This is a genomic window from Ruminococcus champanellensis 18P13 = JCM 17042 (assembly GCF_000210095.1).
GTDB classification, from domain to species: domain Bacteria; phylum Bacillota; class Clostridia; order Oscillospirales; family Ruminococcaceae; genus Ruminococcus_F; species Ruminococcus_F champanellensis.
Genome location: NC_021039.1, coordinates 522,058 through 540,690 on the forward strand (window position 1 = coordinate 522,058; position 18,633 = coordinate 540,690).

Sequence of the window (18,633 nt, forward strand, 5' to 3'; positions counted from 1 at the left end):
CTTGCCGGAGGATTCCCCGGCGTATGGACAATGCCCTGCACAGGACAGAGAACTGCCGACAGTTTCGTATAGTACTAGTTTACTATATTTTGCACCCGATTGCAAGCGGTTCGACTGATTCTTGTGCAGACAGCATAAAAAACCATGATCTATTTTAACATATTATCCAAAAGACGCAGAAATGCCCGGGAAAAAGTCAGCCTTGGCACGGAGGATGCCGCCGTAAGAGGCACTTCGTACAGGTAAATATCTCCTTGGTAAAAGGCTGCCGTACCTAGCTGCTGTCCCTTGCTGACAGGGGCTTCCACATACTCCGGCAGTACCAGTACCGTTTGCAGCCCGGCATTCCCCTTGGGCACGGTGATGCCGGTCAGCCCCTGCGCCTCCACCTCCACAGCGGTATCCGTGCCGTGGAGCACCTGCAAAGGCTTGAGAAATTCTCCGGAAAAGGCGGGAGTGGTGACCTGGTAGCTGCCGAAGCCCTTGCTCAGCAGGGTCTTGGCGATGCTGAACCGGTCTGCATCCTCCTGACAGCCCAGCACCACCGCCACATAGATCCCGTCCCCCCGCTGGGCTGCCGCCGCCAGGGTATAGCCGGTGCGTTCCCCGTGTCCTGCCTTCATGCCCAGCAGCCCGTCATAGCTGCGCACCAGGGTGTTTTCGTTCACAAGCTCTGTCTGCTCCCCCCGGAGAAAGGTGCGCCAGGTGGTCATATAGGGGGTCAGCACCGGGTACTCCGTCAGCTTGCAGCAGAGCCTGCCCAGGTCGGCGGCGGTGGTGACCTGTCCCTCTTCCGAAAGACCGGAGGCGCAGGTGAATACGGTGCTGCGAAGCCCCAGCTCAAAGCCCCGGGCGTTCATGTCCATGACAAACTGCTCCTCCGTGCCGGATACCGCCTCCGCCAGGGCAACCGCTGCGTCGTTGGCGTTGCCGATGATCATGCCCCGGAGCAGATCCCCCACCGTCATCTTTTCTCCGGGCATCAGCCAGATGGAGGCACCCTTCTGGGCATTCGCCGCCGGGGAGGCAGTCACTGCCGTATTCTCTGACAAAGCGCCGGATTCCAGGGCTTCTGCGGTCAGCAGCATGGTCATCAGCTTTGCCATGGTGCCCATGGGCAGGCTTTCACTGCTGTTTTCCTCCAGCAGTAGCTGTCCCGTTCGTGCCTCCAGCAGAGCATAGGCACGACAGGGCTTTCCGGCAGCGGCACCCGGCTCCGGCAGGTACAGCAGCACCAGAGCAAGGACGGTGACAAGGGCAGTCAGGGCACGTTTTTGCATGATCGGATCCCTCCCGGTTGTGATTGACGTTATGCCAGTGTATGCGGAAGGAACAAAAAAAAGACGGCACATTGTGCCGTCCGGGGTGTGCAGAATTACTTGACGATGAACTTGTCGATGGCGTCCAGGAATTCCTTTGCGTTATCGGTATGCGCATGCAGCTCGATCGGCTTGGAAAGATCCAGACTGAAGATACCCATGATGGACTTTGCATCGATGGCATATCTGCCGGAAACCAGATCTACGTCAAAATCAAAACGCATTACGATGTTTACGAATTCCTTTACGTCGTTGATCGCCTGCAGGGAAATGGTTACTGTTGTCATAAAAATACCTCCCATATGCTGTTGTAGTGTGCAAAGCCTGTTCCGCTTTGCCTGCCTTTATCATAGCACCTTCCCCTATTATTGTCAAGCTGTTTGCATTCGATTCGTGAATCTAGTATAATGGATACGAAAAGAAAAAACTGCATTTGTGCAAATGTGGAAAGGAATGCTGCATGACTGCTTATTATCTCAGCTTTGGCTGCAAGGTCAACCAATATGAAACCAATGCGCTGCGGGGCATGCTTTCCCGGGAGGGCATTCAGCCGGTGGAGCAGCCGGAGGATGCGGATCTGATCCTGGTGAACTCCTGCACTGTGACCGCCTCCAGCGACCGGAAGGTGCGGCATGCGCTGCGGAGCCTGCGAAGCCGTTGTCCGGCGGCAAAGATCGTCCTGACCGGCTGTCTGCCCCAGGCGCATCCGGATGCGGCGCAGTTGTGCCCGGAGGCGGATCTCATAACCGGCACGAAGGACCGTGCCGCTCTGATCCAAAGGATCCGGCAGTTGATGGAAAGCGCCGTTCCCTGGGATGGGGTGACACCTTATACGCCCGGAGAGGGGTATGAGCTACTGCCCCCGGCGGAGAATGCAGACAGAACCCGGGCGTTCATCAAGATCCAGGACGGCTGCAACCAGTTCTGCTCCTACTGCATCATACCCTACGCCAGAGGGCGCTGTCGCTCCAAGCCCAGGGAGGCGCTGGCACAGGAGGCGGCACAGATGGCGCAGGCAGGCTGCCGGGAGGCGGTGCTCATCGGCATCAACCTTGCCTTTTACGGCATGGAGTGGCAGGGAGATCTGGGGGATGCGGTGGACATCTGCTGTGCTGTACCGGGCATCGATCGGGTGCGGCTTGGCTCTCTGGAGCCGGAAAAGCTCAGCGACGATCTGCTGCGCCGTCTGGCTGCGCATCCCCAGTTCTGCCCCCAGTTCCATCTGTCCCTGCAAAGCGGCTGTGACCGTACCCTCCGTGCCATGAACCGGCATTATACCACGGCGGAATACGCAGACCTGGCGGCACGGATCCGGCGGATCTTTCCGGATGCCGCTCTGACCACGGACGTAATGGTGGGCTTTCCCGGAGAAACGGAGGCGGATTTTGCCTGCTCCCTGGAATTTGTCCGGGAGATGGGCTTTGCCAAGGTGCATGTGTTCCCTTATTCTCCCAGAGAGGGCACAGTCGCTGCCCGGATGCCGGAGCAGATCCCCTCACCGGAAAAACGTCGCCGGGCGGCGCTGATGGGGGAAACGGCGGCAGCCTGCCGGAGGGCATTCCTCCGGAGCCAGGTGGGAAAGGTGATGCCGGTGCTGTTTGAGCGGTCGGCGGATCCGGCGTGGCACCGGGGCTATACCCCCAATTACACCCCCGTAAAAATTTCCGCAAAAAAAGGAGAAAAAAGTTTGCGCAAATCGGTTTTCCGTGTTATAATAAAATCGAGTGAGCCGGATTGCTGCATCGGCACGTTGCTGCCGGAAGCGTCCGCCCAGAATGATTGAAAGGAGCGTGGATTTCTCCCTCCGGAGAGATCACAAGTGAAGCCTATGTCCGTTTTTCGTATCTATGTGGAGAAAAAACCGGAGTTTGCCGTAGAGGCACAGTCCCTGCTTAGTGATATCCGCACCGCCCTGCGGCTGGACATCACCTCCATCCGGGTCATCAACCGCTATGACGCCGACAAGATCACCAAGGAGGATTTCCAGCTTTCTGTCAGCACTGTATTTTCAGAGCCTGCGGTGGACGTGACCTATGACACCCTGCCCCGCCTTGCCAATACGGAGCGGATTTTTGCGGTGGAGTATCTGCCGGGTCAGTTTGACCAGCGTGCGGATTCCTGTGAGCAGTGCATCCAGATTCTGACCCAGAAGGATCGCTGCCGGGTGCAGAATGCCCGGGTATACATCATTGCCGGCAATCTGACCGACCAGGAATTTGACCGGCTCAAGGCGTACATCATCAACCCGGTGGAGAGCCGGGAGGCTTCGCTGAACCTGGTGTCCAGCCTGGACAGCAACTACGAGATCCCCACCACCGTGGAGACCCTCAAGGGCTTCTGCGAGCTGAGCGAGGCAGGACTGGCGGACTTTATCAAGCAATACGGTCTTGCCATGGATCTGGACGACATCAAGTTCTGCCAGGCATATTTCAAGGATACAGAGCGGCGGGATCCCACCATTACCGAGATCCGCATGATCGACACCTACTGGTCCGATCACTGCCGTCACACCACCTTCTCCACCAACATCCAGGACGTACAGATCCTTGCCCCCTACATCCAGGATACCTACGATGAATACCTGCGGATCCGCCGGGAACTGGGCAGAGCGGAAAAGCCCCTGACGCTGATGGATATGGCGACCCTGGCAGTGCGGAAGCTGAAGGCGGACGGAAAGCTGCCGGATCTGGACGAGAGCGAGGAGATCAACGCATGCTCCGTGAAAATCAAGGTGGACACCGAAAATGGGGATGAGGACTGGATCCTCATGTTCAAGAACGAGACCCACAACCACCCCACCGAGATCGAGCCCTTCGGCGGTGCGGCAACCTGTCTGGGAGGCGCCATCCGGGATCCTCTGTCCGGCCGTTCCTATGTATACCAGGCAATGCGTGTCACCGGTGCGGCAAATCCCCTGGTGCCGGTGGAGGATACCATCACCGGCAAGCTGCCCCAGCGGAAGATCACCGTGGGGGCAGCCAACGGCTACAGCTCCTACGGCAACCAGATCGGTCTTGCCACCGGTCATGTGGCGGAGATTTACCACCCGGGCTATGTGGCAAAGCGCATGGAAATCGGCGCAGTCATCGGCGCTGCACCGGCGGAGAATATCCGCAGAGAAGCACCCGTGCCCGGCGATGTGGTGATCCTGCTGGGCGGCAAAACCGGACGGGACGGCTGCGGCGGCGCAACCGGATCCTCCAAGTCCCACACCCTGGAATCCCTGGAGCACTGCGGCGCAGAGGTGCAGAAGGGCAATCCGCCGGTAGAGCGGAAGCTCCAGCGCCTGTTCCGGAATCCGGAGGTCACCCGGATGATCAAGCGCTGCAACGACTTCGGCGCAGGCGGCGTATCCGTTGCCATCGGAGAGCTGACCGACGGGCTGCTCATCAATCTGAACGCAGTGCCCAAGAAGTATGACGGACTGGACGGCACGGAAATTGCCATCAGTGAATCCCAGGAGCGTATGGCAGTGGTCATCGCCAAGGAGGATCTGTCCAGGTTCCTGGCGGAGGCACGCCGGGAGAATCTGGAGGCTACCATGGTTGCGGACGTGACCGACAACCGGCGGCTGGAAATGGTCTGGAACGGCAAGACCATTGTGAACCTGTCCCGGGACTTCCTCAACTCCAACGGTGCTCCCAAGTATACCGACATTGAGGTGCCGGATCCGGCAACGGAGATCCCCAATATGCTGGAGGATACCCCGGACGGCTGGGAAGCCCTCATGTCCAATCTGAACGTATGCTCCCAGAAGGGGCTTGTAGAAAAGTTCGACTCCACCATCGGCGCCGGCACCGTGCTGATGCCCTTCGGCGGCAAGTATCAGCTGACCCCCAACCAGGCTATGGCGGCAAAGATCCCGGTGCTCAAGGGGGAGACCAATACCTGTTCCCTGATGGGCTGGGGCTTCAACCCGGTCATCAGCGAAAAGAGCCCCTACCACGGGGCAATGATGGCGGTGGTCGAGTCCATTGCCAAGATCGTGGCAGCCGGCGGCACCTACCACAAGTGCTGGCTCACCTTCCAGGAATACTTCGAGCGCACCCAGAACAACCCGGTTCGCTGGGGCAAGCCCTTTGCAGCACTGCTGGGCGCATTCCGGGCGCAGCTGGAAATGGGCTGTGCAGCCATCGGCGGCAAGGACTCCATGTCCGGTACCTTTGAAAACATCGACGTGCCCCCCACGCTGGTTTCCTTTGCAGTCTGCACCGCCGACAGCCGGAAGGTGATCTCTCCGGAATTCAAGGCAGCAGGTCATACGGTCATTCGCATTGCGCCGGAGTATGACGGCAACGGGCTGCCCGTATTCGACAGCGTGAAGCAGTGCTTCGACCAGATCGAATCCATGATCGACAGCGGCAGAGCCTGCGCCGTATGGAGCGTGGCAGGGGGCGGCGTTGCCGAGGGCATTGCGAAAATGTGCTTTGGCAACCACATCGGTTTTGAATTTTCCCGGAAGCTGTCCGACACCATCCTGTTCAAGCCCTGGTACGGTTCCTTTATCGTAGAGCTGACCGGCGAGGCTGGCTACGGGGAGGAGATCATCGGCAGAACCATGCCGGATTACCGGATCTACGGCGAGGGCTACACCATGCAGGCGGAGGCACTGCAAAAGGCGTGGGAAAGCAAGCTGGAGTCCGTGTTCCCCTGCCGGATCAAGACCGAGTTTGCCACCATCGAGTCCTACAGCTATGCAACCAAGTCCCGGAAGGGCCCTGCAATCAAGGCGGCACGTCCCCGGGTTCTGATTCCCGTATTTCCGGGCACCAACTGCGAATACGACACTGCAAGAGTCTTTGAGCGTGCCGGTGCGGATGTGAACGTGATGGTCATCCGGAACCTGAGCGCATCGGACATTGAAGCATCCGTTGCAGCGGTGGCAGCACAGATGAAGCAGTCCCAGATCGTGATGCTGCCCGGCGGCTTCAGCGGCGGCGATGAGCCGGACGGCAGCGGCAAGTTCATTACCGCATTCTTCCGAAACCCCCGGATCAAGAATGAAGTGCATGCTCTGCTGCAGCAGCGGGATGGTCTGATGCTGGGTATCTGCAACGGCTTCCAGGCGCTCATTAAGCTGGGTCTGGTGCCCTTCGGCGAGATCGTAGATATGACCGAGGATTCCCCCACCCTGACCTTCAACACCATTGCACGGCACCAGTCCATGATGGTCACCACCCGGATCGCATCCGACAAGTCCCCCTGGCTGGCAGGCTGCAAGGTGGGGGATCTGCACACGGTTGCCATTTCCCACGGGGAGGGCAGATTTGTTGCTTCTGACGCTCTGATCCGCCGGATGGCGAACAACGGTCAGATTGCCACCCAGTATGTAGACGAGTACGGCAAGCCAACTATGGACATCCGCTACAATCCCAACACCTCCATTGACGCCATCGAGGGGATCACCTCGCCGGACGGCAGAGTCCTGGGCAAGATGGGGCACAGCGAGCGGATCGGCAGAGATATCTGCAAGAACGTATGCGGCAACAAGGATCAGCTGATCTTCCAGAGCGGCGTAAACTATTTTAAATAAAAGAGCTACAGTTACAATGGGGCAGTGCAGATGCACTGCCCTTTTATTCGCGCAGATCCTCCAGCAGGCTTTGCAGCTCTGCATCGTCCCGGGCAGGGATTCCCTCCTCCAGTAGCTGCCGATCCAGCTCCGGCAGCAGGGACAGCTCCACATCCAGGTACCGGTAGGGCAGGCTCTCTCCCGTCCGGAACACTCCGATTCTGCCGTTGTGGAGCCGCACCGTATACCCGGCGGGCATGGTGGTTTCCACCGCCCGGGTGGGGATGGTGCTTTCAAAGGCGAGGGAATCCGCTGCTGCACGCTCCCAGCGTACCATCTGGGACAGGGTGGCGATCAGCACCACCGCTGAAAAGGTCATGGAGCCAAGGATCATATAACCGGTTGCTTTCATTGTTCCGCCTCCTTCTGGCTTCTTTATCAACAGGAGTCTGCCCCGGATCAGAAAAAATATGCGTTTGCCGAGATTTTTTTCAAATCCCCTTAACAAATCGGGCACGCTGTGGTATAATACAAATATATATAAGGCAACACTGCGCAAAGCCTGCCTGTCGGCTTTACGCAGCATTTGCAGACGAATTTTCCGTCATATCAAACAGAAGCTTCTTGCAATACGCCAGTATTCCTGCGTCGTTTCTATGCAATCTGACGAAAAATCTGTTGCACATCTACCACACAATCTTTGTGCGGTGTTGCCATAACTCTTTCGCCCGAAAGAAAGGAGTTTCACACTTATGACCGAACCGAAAAAGCCGGCAAATAAAACAAAGCGTCCGGCAGGGAATACACAGCGCCCCAAGCGAAAGCGTCCCGCAGAGCATGCTGCGCCGGCAGGGGCAAAGACCAGGCGCACGGCACCGAAGCATACGGCTCCGGCAGCGCCCAGAAAGCCCAGAAAGCAGCGTCCTGCCTGGCAGAGGGGTCTGCAGAGAGCCGGCTCCATTCTGCTGACCACCACCCTGTCCTTTCTGCTGATCCTGGTGATTACCTGCACCATTGTGGGTACCACCCTGGTGGTGTATGTGCTGGGCTTTATGGAGGGTACCAGCGAGGTCAGCATCAAGGAAATGGAAATGAGCTACTCCACCTTTATTTATGCGGAGGACAAGGACGGGGAGATCGTCACCCTGCACCAGGTGCCCAGCTCCATCAAGCGGATCCCCATTGAAGCCTCCGAGATTCCCCAGCATGTGCGGGATGCCTTTACCTATGCAGAGGATGAGCGCTTCTACGAGCATGAGGGCGTGGACTACAAGCGTACCGCTGCGGCAATGGCAAACATGGTGCTGCATTTCTGGTCGGCAAACCAGGGCGGTTCCACCATTACCCAGCAGTTGGTGAAGAACATCACCGGAGACAATGCCACCAATGCAGAGCGGAAGATCCGGGAGATTTTCCGGGCGATGCAGATGGAAAAGACCTACACCAAGGAGGAGATCCTCACCGCCTACCTGAACTACATCGGCTTCGGCGGCTCTGCCAACGGCATTGAAATGGCTTCCATCAAGTATTTCGGCAAGCACACCAATGAACTGACCGTGGCGGAGGCTGCCTGCCTGGCGGCGATCCCCAAGAACCCGGAGAAGCTGAACCCCTTTGCGTATTATGTGGACGATGAAACCGGGGAGCGGGTCAACTACGGTCACGAAAAGAACCGGGAGCGCCAGGAATATGTGCTGTATCAGATGTACAGCAACGGCGCCATTTCTTACGATGAATACCAGGCGGCGCTGGCGGAGCACATCATCTTTACCGATTCCGAGGAGTACAAGGAGCTGCATCCGGAGGAGGACGAGGATACGCAGATCGAGCCGGATAAGCCTACCAGTTGGGTGGTGGACGCTGCCATCAACGAGTTCTCCGAGGTGCTGATGGACAAGTACGGCATCAGCAAGAAGGAAGCAAGATCCCGTGTCAACAGAGGCGGCTACCAGATCTATACCACCGTTGACCTGGAGATGCAGGAATATGTGGAGGGCCGGTACCAGGATATGAACAACCTGCTGGCAGGCATGGCAACCGTGCAGAACACTGCCCATTGGCGGGATCTGAACGGAGACGGTGTGGCTTCCGAGGATGAAGCACAGTTCCTGCAATCCGGCTTCTGCGCCATCAATTACTCCGGCGAGATCCTTGCCACGGTAGGTGCCATCGGGGAAAAGACTGCGTCCCTGTGTACCAGCTATGCCTATGAGCCCCAGCAGCCCGGTTCCACCATCAAGCCGGTGACCACCTATGGCTATGCCCTTTCCACGGATTATATCCACTGGGGCACGCCTCTGCGGGACTATCCCCCCATCAAGAATCCGGCAACCGGCAAGCTGTGGCCCACCAACTACTCCAGCGGCGGCGGCATGTCCTACACGGGGAGCATGAAGAACGTGTACTATGCACTGCAAAAGTCCTACAACACCATTCCTGCATTGCTGTGCAAGGAGCTGGGCAGAATCGAGATCTACAACTTTGCCACCAACAATCTGGGACTGGAGCTGGTGCAGAATGACCAGGATTATGCACCGCTGTCCGTTGGTGCGCTGACCTATGGTGTTTCCATCACCAACCTGGTCAATGCCTACATGGTATACGGCAACGGGGGCTATTACTCCAAGGCGCACATCATCAGTAAGGTAGAATCCGGCGATGGCACTTTGGTATACTCCGGCGGCACGGATTACAACCAGGCGGTGGACGAGGAAACCTCCACCGTTATGAACAAGCTGCTGCAGAACGTTGTCAAGCAGGGTACTGCGACCGCAGCCAAGATCACTGCATCCGACGGCACCAAGATTCCCATTGCCGGCAAGACCGGTACCACCTCTGACTGGTGCGATCTGACCTTTGTGGGTCTGTGCCCGGATTTTGTCAGCGGCATGTGGATCGGCTACGAGCAGAACTATCAGATCCAGGGTCACGGGCGGCTGAAATCTGCCGGCATCTGGAAAAATATCATCGGGGACTACATCAAGGAGCACTATGACGGCAACGACTTCTTCGTTTCCGACAGCGTAATCGAGGCACCCATGTGCACTGCCTCCGGCAACATTGCCGGCAGCTCCTGCCCCAAGGGCATTACCGGCTACTGGAAGTCCACCAATGCTCCCAAGTGTACCGGTCACGGAGGTGGCAGCTCCAGCACGCCGGTAACCACCAAGCCTGCGGCTGATAATTGAGCCAGGCGCTGCCGAACCAAACGGCGCTTGCGCCGGAAGGAGAATTTGCTTGAAACAGGAATTGACATTTTGCTGTCCATGCCATTTCGGACTGGAGAGTGTACTGAAATTTGAACTGACCCAGATCGGCGCTTCCAATTTACAGGTGTCTGACGGACGGATCACCTTTACCGGGGATCTGTCCCTGCTGGCACGGGCGAATCTGTGTCTGGCTACGGCGGAGCGGGTGCTGCTGGTGCTGGGAGAATTTGACGCTGTCACCTTTGAGGAGCTGTACCAGGGGGTCAAGCGGATCCCCCTGGAGCAGTACATCGGCAAGCTGGACGCATTCCCGGTGAAGGGCTACTCCCTCAATTCCGAGCTGCACAGCGTGCCTGCCTGCCAGTCCATCATCAAAAAAGCGGCGGTGGATCGGCTTAGCGGCGCTTATCACATCAACAGCTTTGCGGAAACCGGTGCGGTTTGCCGGATTCAGTTCAGCTTACAGAACAATCACGTGTGCATGTATCTGGATACCTCTGGCACAAGCCTGCACAAACGGGGCTATCGGCAGAACGCCAACCTTGCCCCCATCAAGGAGACCCTGGCGGCAGGGATCCTGGATCTTGCCCGGATCCGGGGCAATTCCGTGCTGTGTGATCCCTTCTGCGGCAGCGGCACCTTCCTGATCGAGGGCGCCATCAAGGCGCTGCACATTGCTCCCGGCATCAACCGGCAGTTTGCCGCATCCAAATGGGGCTGGTTTCCCCAGGAGATCTGGAGAGAGGAACGGGGCAGAGCCATCGATTCTGTCCGCCGGGATGCGGACTTTGAGGCATATGGCTGGGACATTGACCCGGACTGCGTGGAGCTTGCCCGGGAAAACGCAAAAAAAGCCGGCGTAGCCAGCCGGATTCATATTGAACAGGGGGATGTGCGGAAGTTCATCCAACCGGAGCATGCCACGGTGGTGTGCAACCCGCCCTACGGCGAGCGGATGCTGGAGGTGAAGGAGGCGGAGGAGCTGTACGCCGTTATGGGTAAGCGGTTCCCGGCGGACGCAGCCCATCCCTGCTACATCATCTCTCCCCACGAAACCTTTGAGAGCCACTTTGGGAAGCCTGCCTCCAAGCGGCGGAAGCTGTACAACGGTATGCTCAAGTGCCAGCTGTTCATGTACTTTAAATAAGACAAACCCCGGAGATGGATGCACCTCCGGGGTTTGTTATTGCAGCATGCAGATAATATAAAATACAGGGATGCTTGCCATAGACAGCAGCACTGGGATCAGCAGGATCACACCGATGCATTGCAATCCGGTGGCAAGTACCGGATGACCCTTGGAGCGTGCGGAGCAGCCCCCTGCCAACAACACGGCACCAAGGGTGCGCAGCAGGTTCAGAATGAACAGTGCTATCGCAACCATGGCGAGCGTCAAGCCCATAAATGCCAAGGACATCCCCTCCTATATGAAATTATATGCATTATAGCATAGGAGGGGGATTTTGTCAAGCCAACTGAGATAACGCCCGGAGATGGATACACCTCCGGGGTGCTTTAAGCAAAGAAGATGAACAATATAGAAACTAAAAACGATATAGGTTGGAACAACACAAACAGCATCATCGGGAGCAGCAGGATCACACCGATGCATTGCAGTGCGATGGCATGTGCCGTGCGTCCCTCCCTGGAGCATGCGGAGCAGCCCCTCGCCAACAGTACTGCGCCCAGGATATACTGGGGAATCAGAACGAATACAATTACTATGATAAGGGTTTCCAGAATTGGTTCCGAAAGTTTATGCGCCAGCTCCTCGAGTGTCATAAAGCTGAGCGCCAAGCTCATAAATTCCAAGAACATCCCCTCCTATATGAAATTATATGCATTATAGCATAGGAGGGGGATTTTGTCAAGATAGTAAAATAGGCTGTTGCTGCTTTCCATCCAAAGCATCCGCCAGGGTCTGGGGGATCTTTGTAAAGTCGGCGATCAGAGAGGTGGGTTTCCCGGTGGGCTGATCCTGACCGAAGGGCACGAACCGGTAATGCTTTAGATTCAGCAGTTGCCCGATGTTCTTGGCGCTGCCTGCCAGAGCGTCATTGGTGGCGACCGCCAGCACCACGGGATTCCCGGTGCGCAGGTGGGATTTCACCGCCATGGTAGCAGTGGTGTCGGTAATGCTTGCAGCCAGCTTTGCCAGGGTATTCCCCGTACAGGGCGCCACTACCAGAATATCCGTCAGATGCTTGGGACCGATGGGCTCCGCCTCTGGAATGCTCCGGATCACCGGCTTTTCGCAGATGGTCTCCAGCCGCTGGATGTGGGATAGGGCACTGCCGAACCGGGTGTCCGTGCCTGCCGCATGCTCGCTCATCACCGGCAAAAGGCTTGCGCCCGCCTGCCGGAGGGCTTCTGCGGCGGCAAACGCTTCAGCAAAGGTACAGAAGGAGCCGGTCATCACAAATCCGACCCGTACCCCCTTCAGATCAATCATCAGCAAAACTCCTTTCCTTGAGGATGTTGCGGATGGTGCAGGCGATCATATCCCCGGCGGTAATGGGCGCAACCTTTCCGGGCAGGGACAACGCCCACACGGTTTTGCGGCCCAGTCGGCTGGCGGTGTCAAAATCCACGCCGCCGGGCTTGGATGCCAGATCAATGATCAGGGCATCGCTCCGCAGCTTCCACAGCCGTGCTTCATCCAACAGCACCGCCGGCACCGTGTTGAACACCAGGTCATACCCCGGCAGAGTCTCCTCCAGCCGGGAAATATGTACCGCCCGGCAGCCGGAGATCTCCGCCCACGCCAGATCCTGATACTTCCGTGCGGTCACGGTCACATGGGCGCCCATGGCGGTCAGGATCCGCACCAGTACCTTGGAGATCCTGCCAAAGCCGGTGACCAGAACGTTCTGCCCGTAGATGGTGGTGGCAAGCTCCTCCATGGCAATCTGGATGGCTCCCTCTGCGGTGGGCACAGCGTTCAGCACGCTCAGCTCCTCCCGCTGGTAGTAATCCACCACCGCAGCACCGCCGTCAAAGACCTTGCGCACTGCCGGGTGGATCCTGCCGCCGAATACGGCACCGTCCGCTTTCACAAGTCCCGGCAGTCCTGCCACCGGAATGCTGTGCCGGGCAAAGGGGGCATGCACCAGCACGCCGTCCTCCGTGACCGGCATGGGCAGCACCAGATAATCTGCCCGCTTCCCGGAAAGCTCCATGCTGTCCAGTCGTTCCAGTCCCTCCGGCAGGTTCACATTTTCATCAAAGCCCAGCACGGATACGCTGCCCTCCGGCAGCAATGCTCTTGCGGTATATAACTGCCGCAGATCTCCCCCTGCGACAAGGAATGCAGGTCGCCTCATATGCTCCGCCTCTTTCCTCAGTATTCTCTTACAGTGTATGAGCCTTCGGAAAAAGTGTGCAGACGGAAAGCAGCCCTGCCGCAAATACGACAGAGCTGCTGAAAGAAGGAAGTATGAAAAAGATGTTGAAAATTGCTTAGTCCGCAGTGGGCTTTTTCTCCTGGAGGACGATCTCGATATCCAGATCCTGATCCCCACGGGTTACGGTCAGGGTGATCTTATCGCCTGCCTTGAACTTGTTCTTGATGCCGTTCAGTTCTTCGTAGGTCTTGATGGTCTCGCCGTTTACTGCGATGATTACATCGCCCTTCTTGATGCCGCCCTGGTCAGCAGCGCCGCCCTCATAGATCTCGGACACATACACGCCCACCGGAATGTTGTACATTCTGGACTGGGTCTCGCTGACATCTGCTGCGCCGATGCCGATCTGGGGCTTACCGGTCACATAGCCGAAGTTAATCAGATCATTGATGATAGCCTTTGCCTCGGTGATGGGGATCGCAAAGCCCAGACCCTCAATGGTGGTGTTGGAGTAATTGGAGGACAGCTTTGCAGAGTTGATGCCGATGACCTGACCGCTGCTGTTGATGAGGGGGCCGCCGGAGTTGCCGGAGTTGATGGCAGCATCCGTCTGGATCAGATTCATGGTATTTTCGCTGATGGTGACCTCCCGGTTCAGTGCGGAGATGATGCCGCAGGTAACGGAGCCGAACAGCTCAAAGCCCAGGGGGTTGCCGATGGCAATGGCAAGCTCGCCTACCTTCAGCTTGTCGCTGTCGCCGAATTCCGCCGGAACCAGGTCCTTGGCGTCGATCTTCAGTACCGCCAGATCCGCCTCCACGTCATAGCCCACGATGGTGGCTTCATATTCGGTCTGGTCATAGCCGGAATCGCTGCTCAGTACCACGGAAACCTTGCTTGCCTTCCCGCCGTAGTCAGACTCATAGATCACATGGGCGTTGGTGATGATATAGCCGTCCGCCGACATGATGATACCGGTACCGGTGCCGGATACGTTCTGCTCCTGGCTTTGACCTGCCCCGAACCAGCCGCCGAAGCCGCTGGACTGATAGCTGAAGGTGGAGGCTACGCCCACCACGGAGGGCATTACCTTGTCAACCACCTCTGTGGTAGAAAGGGTACCGGTGGATGCGGCGAGGTTCATCCAGTTCTTTCCGTCGTCCGCAAGACTGCTGTCTGCTGCGGAGGAGCTGTCTGCCTTGGAGGAGTCCGTCAGGGACACTCCGGAATTGGTGGAGGCAAAGAACGCACTCAGAGTCTCGTTGCCGTCAATGAACCGATAGCACTGGATGGAGGCGAAGGACACCACCATAACGCCGGCTACGGCTGCTGCCACCTTGGGGAGAATACGACGCTTTTTCGGGGGCTTGCTGTCCCCCGGTATGCTCTGCTGGGGCTGGCTGTAATAACTCTGCTGATAGCTGCCCGGCTCGTCATTGCGCATTGCGCTGTAGCTGTTGTAAACCGGTTCCTGATCCAGAGGCGTTTCGTTGAAGCCCTGGTTTTGTGCGTTGTTCATGTTATCCTTGCCGTTTTCGTGATTGTGTTCAAACATGATTCTCATCCTTTCTATCGTAACCTCCGGCTGGAGGTGTTGTTCTTGTTTCTATGGTTCTAATTATACGCCGAAATGTGAAAATTGTATGATAGCCAACCAAAAAGGCGGTTAAATTGCGGGGTTGATTCTTTCACAGAAGTATTGTACAATAGAAACAGATGAAAATCAGGGAAGGAGGGATTCGGATGCACACACTGCCGCCCCAGGTGCTGACCGCCATGGAGCTGCTGGAGCAGGCGGGCTATGCCTGCCACATTGTGGGAGGATGCGTCCGGGACATGCTGCTGGGGCGTACCCCGTCGGATTATGATCTGACCACCAACGCCCTGCCGGAGCAGATGCAGCAGGTATTTGCATCCTGCCGCACCATTGAAACCGGCATTGCCCACGGCACCCTTACCATTTTGCTGGAGGGCATGTCCCTGGAATGCACCACCTACCGGGTGGACGGCACCTATTCCGACGGACGGCACCCGGACTCGGTGCGCTTCACCCCCACCCTGGAGGAGGATCTTGCCCGCCGGGATTTCACCGTCAATGCTATGGCATACCACCCCCGGCTGGGTCTGACGGATCCCTTTGGCGGGCGGGATGACCTGAAACGGGGTATACTCCGCTGCGTGGGGGAGCCGGAACGCCGCTTTACGGAGGACGCTTTGCGGATTCTTCGGTGCGTCCGGTTTGCCTCCGTGCTGGGCTTTGCCGTGGAGCCGGAAACTGCCGCCGCCGTACACAGCATGAAACAGCGGCTGGAGCTGGTTTCCGCCGAGCGGATCCGGTCAGAACTGGATAAGCTGCTGATGGGGGAGCATGTGACGGAAATTCTGTGCCGGTACGGGGATGTGGTGTTTGTGCCCATTCCGGAGCTTGCCCCCTGTCTTGGCTTTGCCCAGCACAGCCGGTATCACTGTTACGATGTGTGGACCCACGTTGCCCATACGGTGGGAGCGGCGCCCAGGGATCCCCTGCTGCGGCTCACCATGCTGCTGCATGATGTGGGAAAGCCGGACTGCTTTACCCTGGATCCGGACGGCACCGGGCATTTCAAGGGGCATGCCCCAAAAGGTGCAGTTCTGGCGGCAAAGATCCTGCCCCGGCTCCGGTATGACAAGCACACCTGTGAACAGGTCACGGAGCTGATCGCCTGGCATGCGGAAAAGCTGCGGAGTCGGGCTTCCGTCCGGCATGCGTTGTCCAGATTGGGGGCAGAGCAGTTCTTCCGGCTCATTGATGTGATGTGTGCGGACAATTCTGCCAAGCAGCCCTTTTGCCTGGAGGAGCTGCCGGGGTTGCTGGAGGCGGCGGATTACGCCAGAGCCCTGCTGGATGCAGGGGTGTGCCTGACCTTAAAGCAGTTAGCGGTGAACGGCAGGGATCTGGTAGCCATCGGAGCGCAGGGCAGGCAGATCGGACAGGTTTTGCAAATGCTGCTGGACGCAGTGGTGGCGGAACGGGCAAGCAATGACCGGGCGCAGCTACTGGAGCTGGCGCAGGTGTGCCTGCGGGAGCTGCAAGCAGGCTTCTGAACCATGGTGGAATGCTCCATATCCTGCGGAAATGTTCGGCGCATAGTACAGTCCCCAAACAAAAACCGCCTCCGGCATTTGCGTTGCCGAAGGCGGTTTTATGATGCTTATGAGGTGAGACAGCGGACTTAGAAGCCCATGCCGCCTGCGGGCATTGCGGGAGCAGCTGCTGCATTCTCCTCCTTGATGTCTGCAACCAGACTCTCGGTGGTCAGAACCATTGCTGCAACGGATGCTGCATTCTGCAATGCGGAACGGGTCACCTTTGTGGGATCTACGATGCCGGCAGGGATCATATCTACATAGGTTTCGTTGTATGCGTCAAAGCCGTAGCCAACCTTTCTGGAGCGGCGGATCTTGTCGATGATGACGCTGCCTTCCAGACCGGCATTCCGTGCGATCTGGCGAACCGGTTCCTCCAGTGCCTTGAGGATGATCTTTGCACCGGTCTTTTCGTCCCCGTCCAGGCTGGGCAGCAGCTTTTCCACTGCCGGAATCGCATTGATGAGGGCTGTGCCGCCGCCGGCAACGATGCCTTCCTCAACAGCAGCCTTGGTAGCAGCCAGAGCGTCTTCGATTCTCAGCTTCTTTTCCTTCATCTCGATCTCGGTTGCAGCGCCCACCTTGATGACAGCTACGCCGCCGGACAGCTTTGCCAGACGCTCCTGGAGCTTTTCCTTGTCAAAGTCGGAGGTTGTAGTCTCGATCTGGCTGCGGATCTGGCTGATGCGCGCCTTGATCTCCTCGGATGCCCCTGCGCCGTCCACGATGATGGTGTTCTCCTTCTGGATGACTACCTGCTTTGCACGGCCAAGCTGTGCAATGGTGGTATCCTTCAGCTCCAGACCCAGCTCGGAGGTGATGACCTCGCCGCCGGTGAGGATGGCGATATCCTTCAGCATTTCCTTTCTTCTGTCGCCAAAGCCCGGTGCCTTGACAGCAGCACACTTGAAGGTGCCTCTCAGGTTGTTGAGGATGATGGTGGTGAGCGCTTCGCCCTCCATATCCTCCGCAATGATGACCAGCTTCTTGCCAGCCTGTACGACCTGCTCCAGCAGAGGCAGGATCTCCTGGATGGAGGAAATCTTCTTATCGGTAATCAGAATGTAAGCGTCGTCGTAAACTGCTTCCATCTTGTCAGCGTCAGTGACCATATAGGGGGAGATGTAGCCCCGGTCAAACTGCATGCCCTCAACGACCTCGCTGTAGGTTTCTGCGGTCTTGCTTTCCTCCAGGGTGATGACGCCATCGGTGGAAACCTTCTCCATTGCCTCGGCAATCAGCTTGCCCACGTTCTCGTCTGCGGAGGATACGGTGCCGACTCTTGCGATGTCTGCGCTGCCCTCTACCGGCTTGGAGTTTGCCTTGATGGCGTTGACTGCTGCGTCAACAGCCTTCTGGATGCCCTTCTTGACGATCATAGGATTTGCGCCTGCTGCAATGTTCTTCATGCCTTCCCGAACCATTGCCTGTGCCAGCAGGGTGGCAGTGGTAGTGCCGTCGCCGGCAGCGTCATTGGTCTTGGTTGCAACCTCCTTGACCAGTTGTGCGCCCATGTTCTCAAAGGGATCCTCCAGCTCGACCTCCTTTGCAATGGTCACGCCGTCATTGGTGATCAGCGGAGCGCCGAACTTCTTGTCCAGAACCACGTTTCTGCCCTTGGGGCCCAGTGTGATCTTGACCGTATCCGCCAGGCTGTCGATGCCTGCCTGGAGTGCCTTTCTTGCTTCTTCGCCGTACTTGATCTGCTTAGCCATGTTCCTCAATCTCCTTTTGGTATGATCTGATTTATTCTACAATTGCGAGAATGTCGCTCTGACGCAGAATGGTGTAATCCTCTCCGTCCAGCTTGACCTCGGTGCCTGCATACTTGCTCAGCAGCACCTTGTCGCCCACCTTCAAGTACATTTTTACTTCCTTGCCGTCTACCACGCCGCCGGAGCCGACTGCTACGATCTCAGCAACCTGAGGCTTTTCCTGTGCGGACGCTGCAAGAATGATGCCGCCCTTGGTGGTTTCCTCTGCTTCCATCATTTTAATGACAACTCTGTCTGCCAATGGTTTAATAGTCATTGTTCATTCCTCCTGTACTTGCTGTACTTGCGCTTGCGTTATGTTAGCACTCCAACTGTCCGAGTGCTAATACCTATTTTACCAACTTCCTA

Annotated in this window: 15 protein-coding genes; 5 read left to right on the forward strand and 10 right to left on the reverse strand. The window is 57.4% G+C overall.

Translation table 11 applies throughout. The features are described 5' to 3' along the window. Positions 1–149 precede the first annotated feature (149 nt). Both RUM_RS02325 and RUM_RS02330 read right to left on the reverse strand, forming a co-directional pair. Entirely contained in the window at positions 150–1,280 is a 1,131-nt protein-coding gene (locus tag RUM_RS02325) for a D-alanyl-D-alanine carboxypeptidase family protein (protein WP_015557618.1), read from the reverse strand. A gap of 95 nt (positions 1,281–1,375) precedes the next feature. Then, a complete protein-coding gene (locus RUM_RS02330; RefSeq protein WP_015557619.1) occupies positions 1,376–1,606 on the reverse strand; it encodes an HPr family phosphocarrier protein in 231 nt (76 codons plus the stop codon). A 173-nt stretch (positions 1,607–1,779) separates the two neighbouring features. Here RUM_RS02330 and mtaB point away from each other — a divergent pair, with 173 nt between their 5' ends. Beyond that, positions 1,780–3,102: a tRNA (N(6)-L-threonylcarbamoyladenosine(37)-C(2))-methylthiotransferase MtaB gene (gene mtaB, locus RUM_RS02335; protein WP_015557620.1), complete on the forward strand. Its 1,323-nt coding sequence runs from the start codon at positions 1,780–1,782 to the stop codon at positions 3,100–3,102. A 45-nt stretch (positions 3,103–3,147) separates the two neighbouring features. After that, positions 3,148–6,852, forward strand: coding sequence for a phosphoribosylformylglycinamidine synthase (locus RUM_RS02340; RefSeq protein WP_015557621.1), 3,705 nt, complete (start codon positions 3,148–3,150; stop codon positions 6,850–6,852). A 43-nt stretch (positions 6,853–6,895) separates the two neighbouring features. Here RUM_RS02340 and RUM_RS02345 read toward each other — a convergent pair whose 3' ends face one another. After that, a complete protein-coding gene (locus tag RUM_RS02345) occupies positions 6,896–7,243 on the reverse strand; it encodes a hypothetical protein (RefSeq protein WP_015557622.1) in 348 nt (115 codons plus the stop codon). 340 nt (positions 7,244–7,583) lie between these two features. Between RUM_RS02345 and RUM_RS02350 the strand changes: the two genes are divergently transcribed. After that, the gene (locus RUM_RS02350) at positions 7,584–10,019 is read left to right on the forward strand and encodes a transglycosylase domain-containing protein (protein ID WP_015557623.1); all 2,436 of its coding nucleotides are present in this window, start codon (positions 7,584–7,586) and stop codon (positions 10,017–10,019) included. A gap of 49 nt (positions 10,020–10,068) precedes the next feature. Further along, complete coding sequence (locus RUM_RS02355) at positions 10,069–11,187, forward strand: THUMP domain-containing class I SAM-dependent RNA methyltransferase (RefSeq protein WP_242821743.1); 1,119 nt, start codon at positions 10,069–10,071, stop codon at positions 11,185–11,187. 36 nt (positions 11,188–11,223) lie between these two features. On the opposite strand, the gene RUM_RS02360 is transcribed toward RUM_RS02355, so the two are convergent. The 5 genes from RUM_RS02360 to RUM_RS02380 form a co-directional block, all read right to left on the reverse strand. Next, entirely contained in the window at positions 11,224–11,451 is a 228-nt protein-coding gene (locus tag RUM_RS02360) for a hypothetical protein (RefSeq protein WP_041326217.1), read from the reverse strand. A 104-nt stretch (positions 11,452–11,555) separates the two neighbouring features. After that, positions 11,556–11,852, reverse strand: coding sequence for a hypothetical protein (locus RUM_RS02365; protein WP_147645541.1), 297 nt, complete (start codon positions 11,850–11,852; stop codon positions 11,556–11,558). A gap of 55 nt (positions 11,853–11,907) precedes the next feature. Next, positions 11,908–12,492 (reverse strand): dipicolinate synthase subunit B, encoded by a 585-nt coding sequence (locus RUM_RS02370; RefSeq protein ID WP_015557625.1) that lies wholly within the window; start codon positions 12,490–12,492, stop codon positions 11,908–11,910. After that, the gene (dpsA, locus tag RUM_RS02375; RefSeq protein WP_015557626.1) at positions 12,485–13,363 is read right to left on the reverse strand and encodes a dipicolinate synthase subunit DpsA; all 879 of its coding nucleotides are present in this window, start codon (positions 13,361–13,363) and stop codon (positions 12,485–12,487) included. Before dpsA ends, RUM_RS02370 begins: the two co-directional genes overlap by 8 nt. A gap of 136 nt (positions 13,364–13,499) precedes the next feature. Beyond that, positions 13,500–14,939 (reverse strand): S1C family serine protease, encoded by a 1,440-nt coding sequence (locus tag RUM_RS02380; protein ID WP_015557627.1) that lies wholly within the window; start codon positions 14,937–14,939, stop codon positions 13,500–13,502. Between the two features lie 188 nt (positions 14,940–15,127). On the opposite strand from RUM_RS02380, the gene RUM_RS02385 reads away from it, so the two are divergent. Continuing rightward, on the forward strand, positions 15,128–16,468 hold the full coding sequence (locus RUM_RS02385; protein ID WP_015557628.1) for a CCA tRNA nucleotidyltransferase: 1,341 nt from the start codon (positions 15,128–15,130) through the stop codon (positions 16,466–16,468). A 128-nt stretch (positions 16,469–16,596) separates the two neighbouring features. Here RUM_RS02385 and groL read toward each other — a convergent pair whose 3' ends face one another. After that, positions 16,597–18,225 (reverse strand): chaperonin GroEL, encoded by a 1,629-nt coding sequence (groL, locus tag RUM_RS02390; protein WP_015557629.1) that lies wholly within the window; start codon positions 18,223–18,225, stop codon positions 16,597–16,599. A gap of 31 nt (positions 18,226–18,256) precedes the next feature. Continuing rightward, positions 18,257–18,541: a co-chaperone GroES gene (groES, locus tag RUM_RS02395; protein WP_015557630.1), complete on the reverse strand. Its 285-nt coding sequence runs from the start codon at positions 18,539–18,541 to the stop codon at positions 18,257–18,259. Positions 18,542–18,633 lie beyond the last annotated feature (92 nt).

What these genes read in the sequence shown, in the direction of transcription:
- dpsA (WP_015557626.1), bottom strand. Translation starts at nt 13,363, where the DNA reads ATGAGGCGACCTGCATTCCTTGTCGCAGGGGGAGATCTGCGGCAGTTA.
- RUM_RS02385 (WP_015557628.1), top strand. Translation starts at nt 15,128, where the DNA reads ATGCACACACTGCCGCCCCAGGTGCTGACCGCCATGGAGCTGCTGGAG.
- groES (WP_015557630.1), bottom strand. Translation starts at nt 18,541, where the DNA reads ATGACTATTAAACCATTGGCAGACAGAGTTGTCATTAAAATGATGGAA.
- RUM_RS02380 (WP_015557627.1), bottom strand. Translation starts at nt 14,939, where the DNA reads ATGTTTGAACACAATCACGAAAACGGCAAGGATAACATGAACAACGCA.
- groL (WP_015557629.1), bottom strand. Translation starts at nt 18,225, where the DNA reads ATGGCTAAGCAGATCAAGTACGGCGAAGAAGCAAGAAAGGCACTCCAG.
- RUM_RS02330 (WP_015557619.1), bottom strand. Translation starts at nt 1,606, where the DNA reads ATGACAACAGTAACCATTTCCCTGCAGGCGATCAACGACGTAAAGGAA.
- RUM_RS02345 (WP_015557622.1), bottom strand. Translation starts at nt 7,243, where the DNA reads ATGAAAGCAACCGGTTATATGATCCTTGGCTCCATGACCTTTTCAGCG.
- RUM_RS02350 (WP_015557623.1), top strand. Translation starts at nt 7,584, where the DNA reads ATGACCGAACCGAAAAAGCCGGCAAATAAAACAAAGCGTCCGGCAGGG.
- RUM_RS02325 (WP_015557618.1), bottom strand. Translation starts at nt 1,280, where the DNA reads ATGCAAAAACGTGCCCTGACTGCCCTTGTCACCGTCCTTGCTCTGGTG.
- mtaB (WP_015557620.1), top strand. Translation starts at nt 1,780, where the DNA reads ATGACTGCTTATTATCTCAGCTTTGGCTGCAAGGTCAACCAATATGAA.
- RUM_RS02340 (WP_015557621.1), top strand. Translation starts at nt 3,148, where the DNA reads ATGTCCGTTTTTCGTATCTATGTGGAGAAAAAACCGGAGTTTGCCGTA.
- RUM_RS02370 (WP_015557625.1), bottom strand. Translation starts at nt 12,492, where the DNA reads ATGATTGATCTGAAGGGGGTACGGGTCGGATTTGTGATGACCGGCTCC.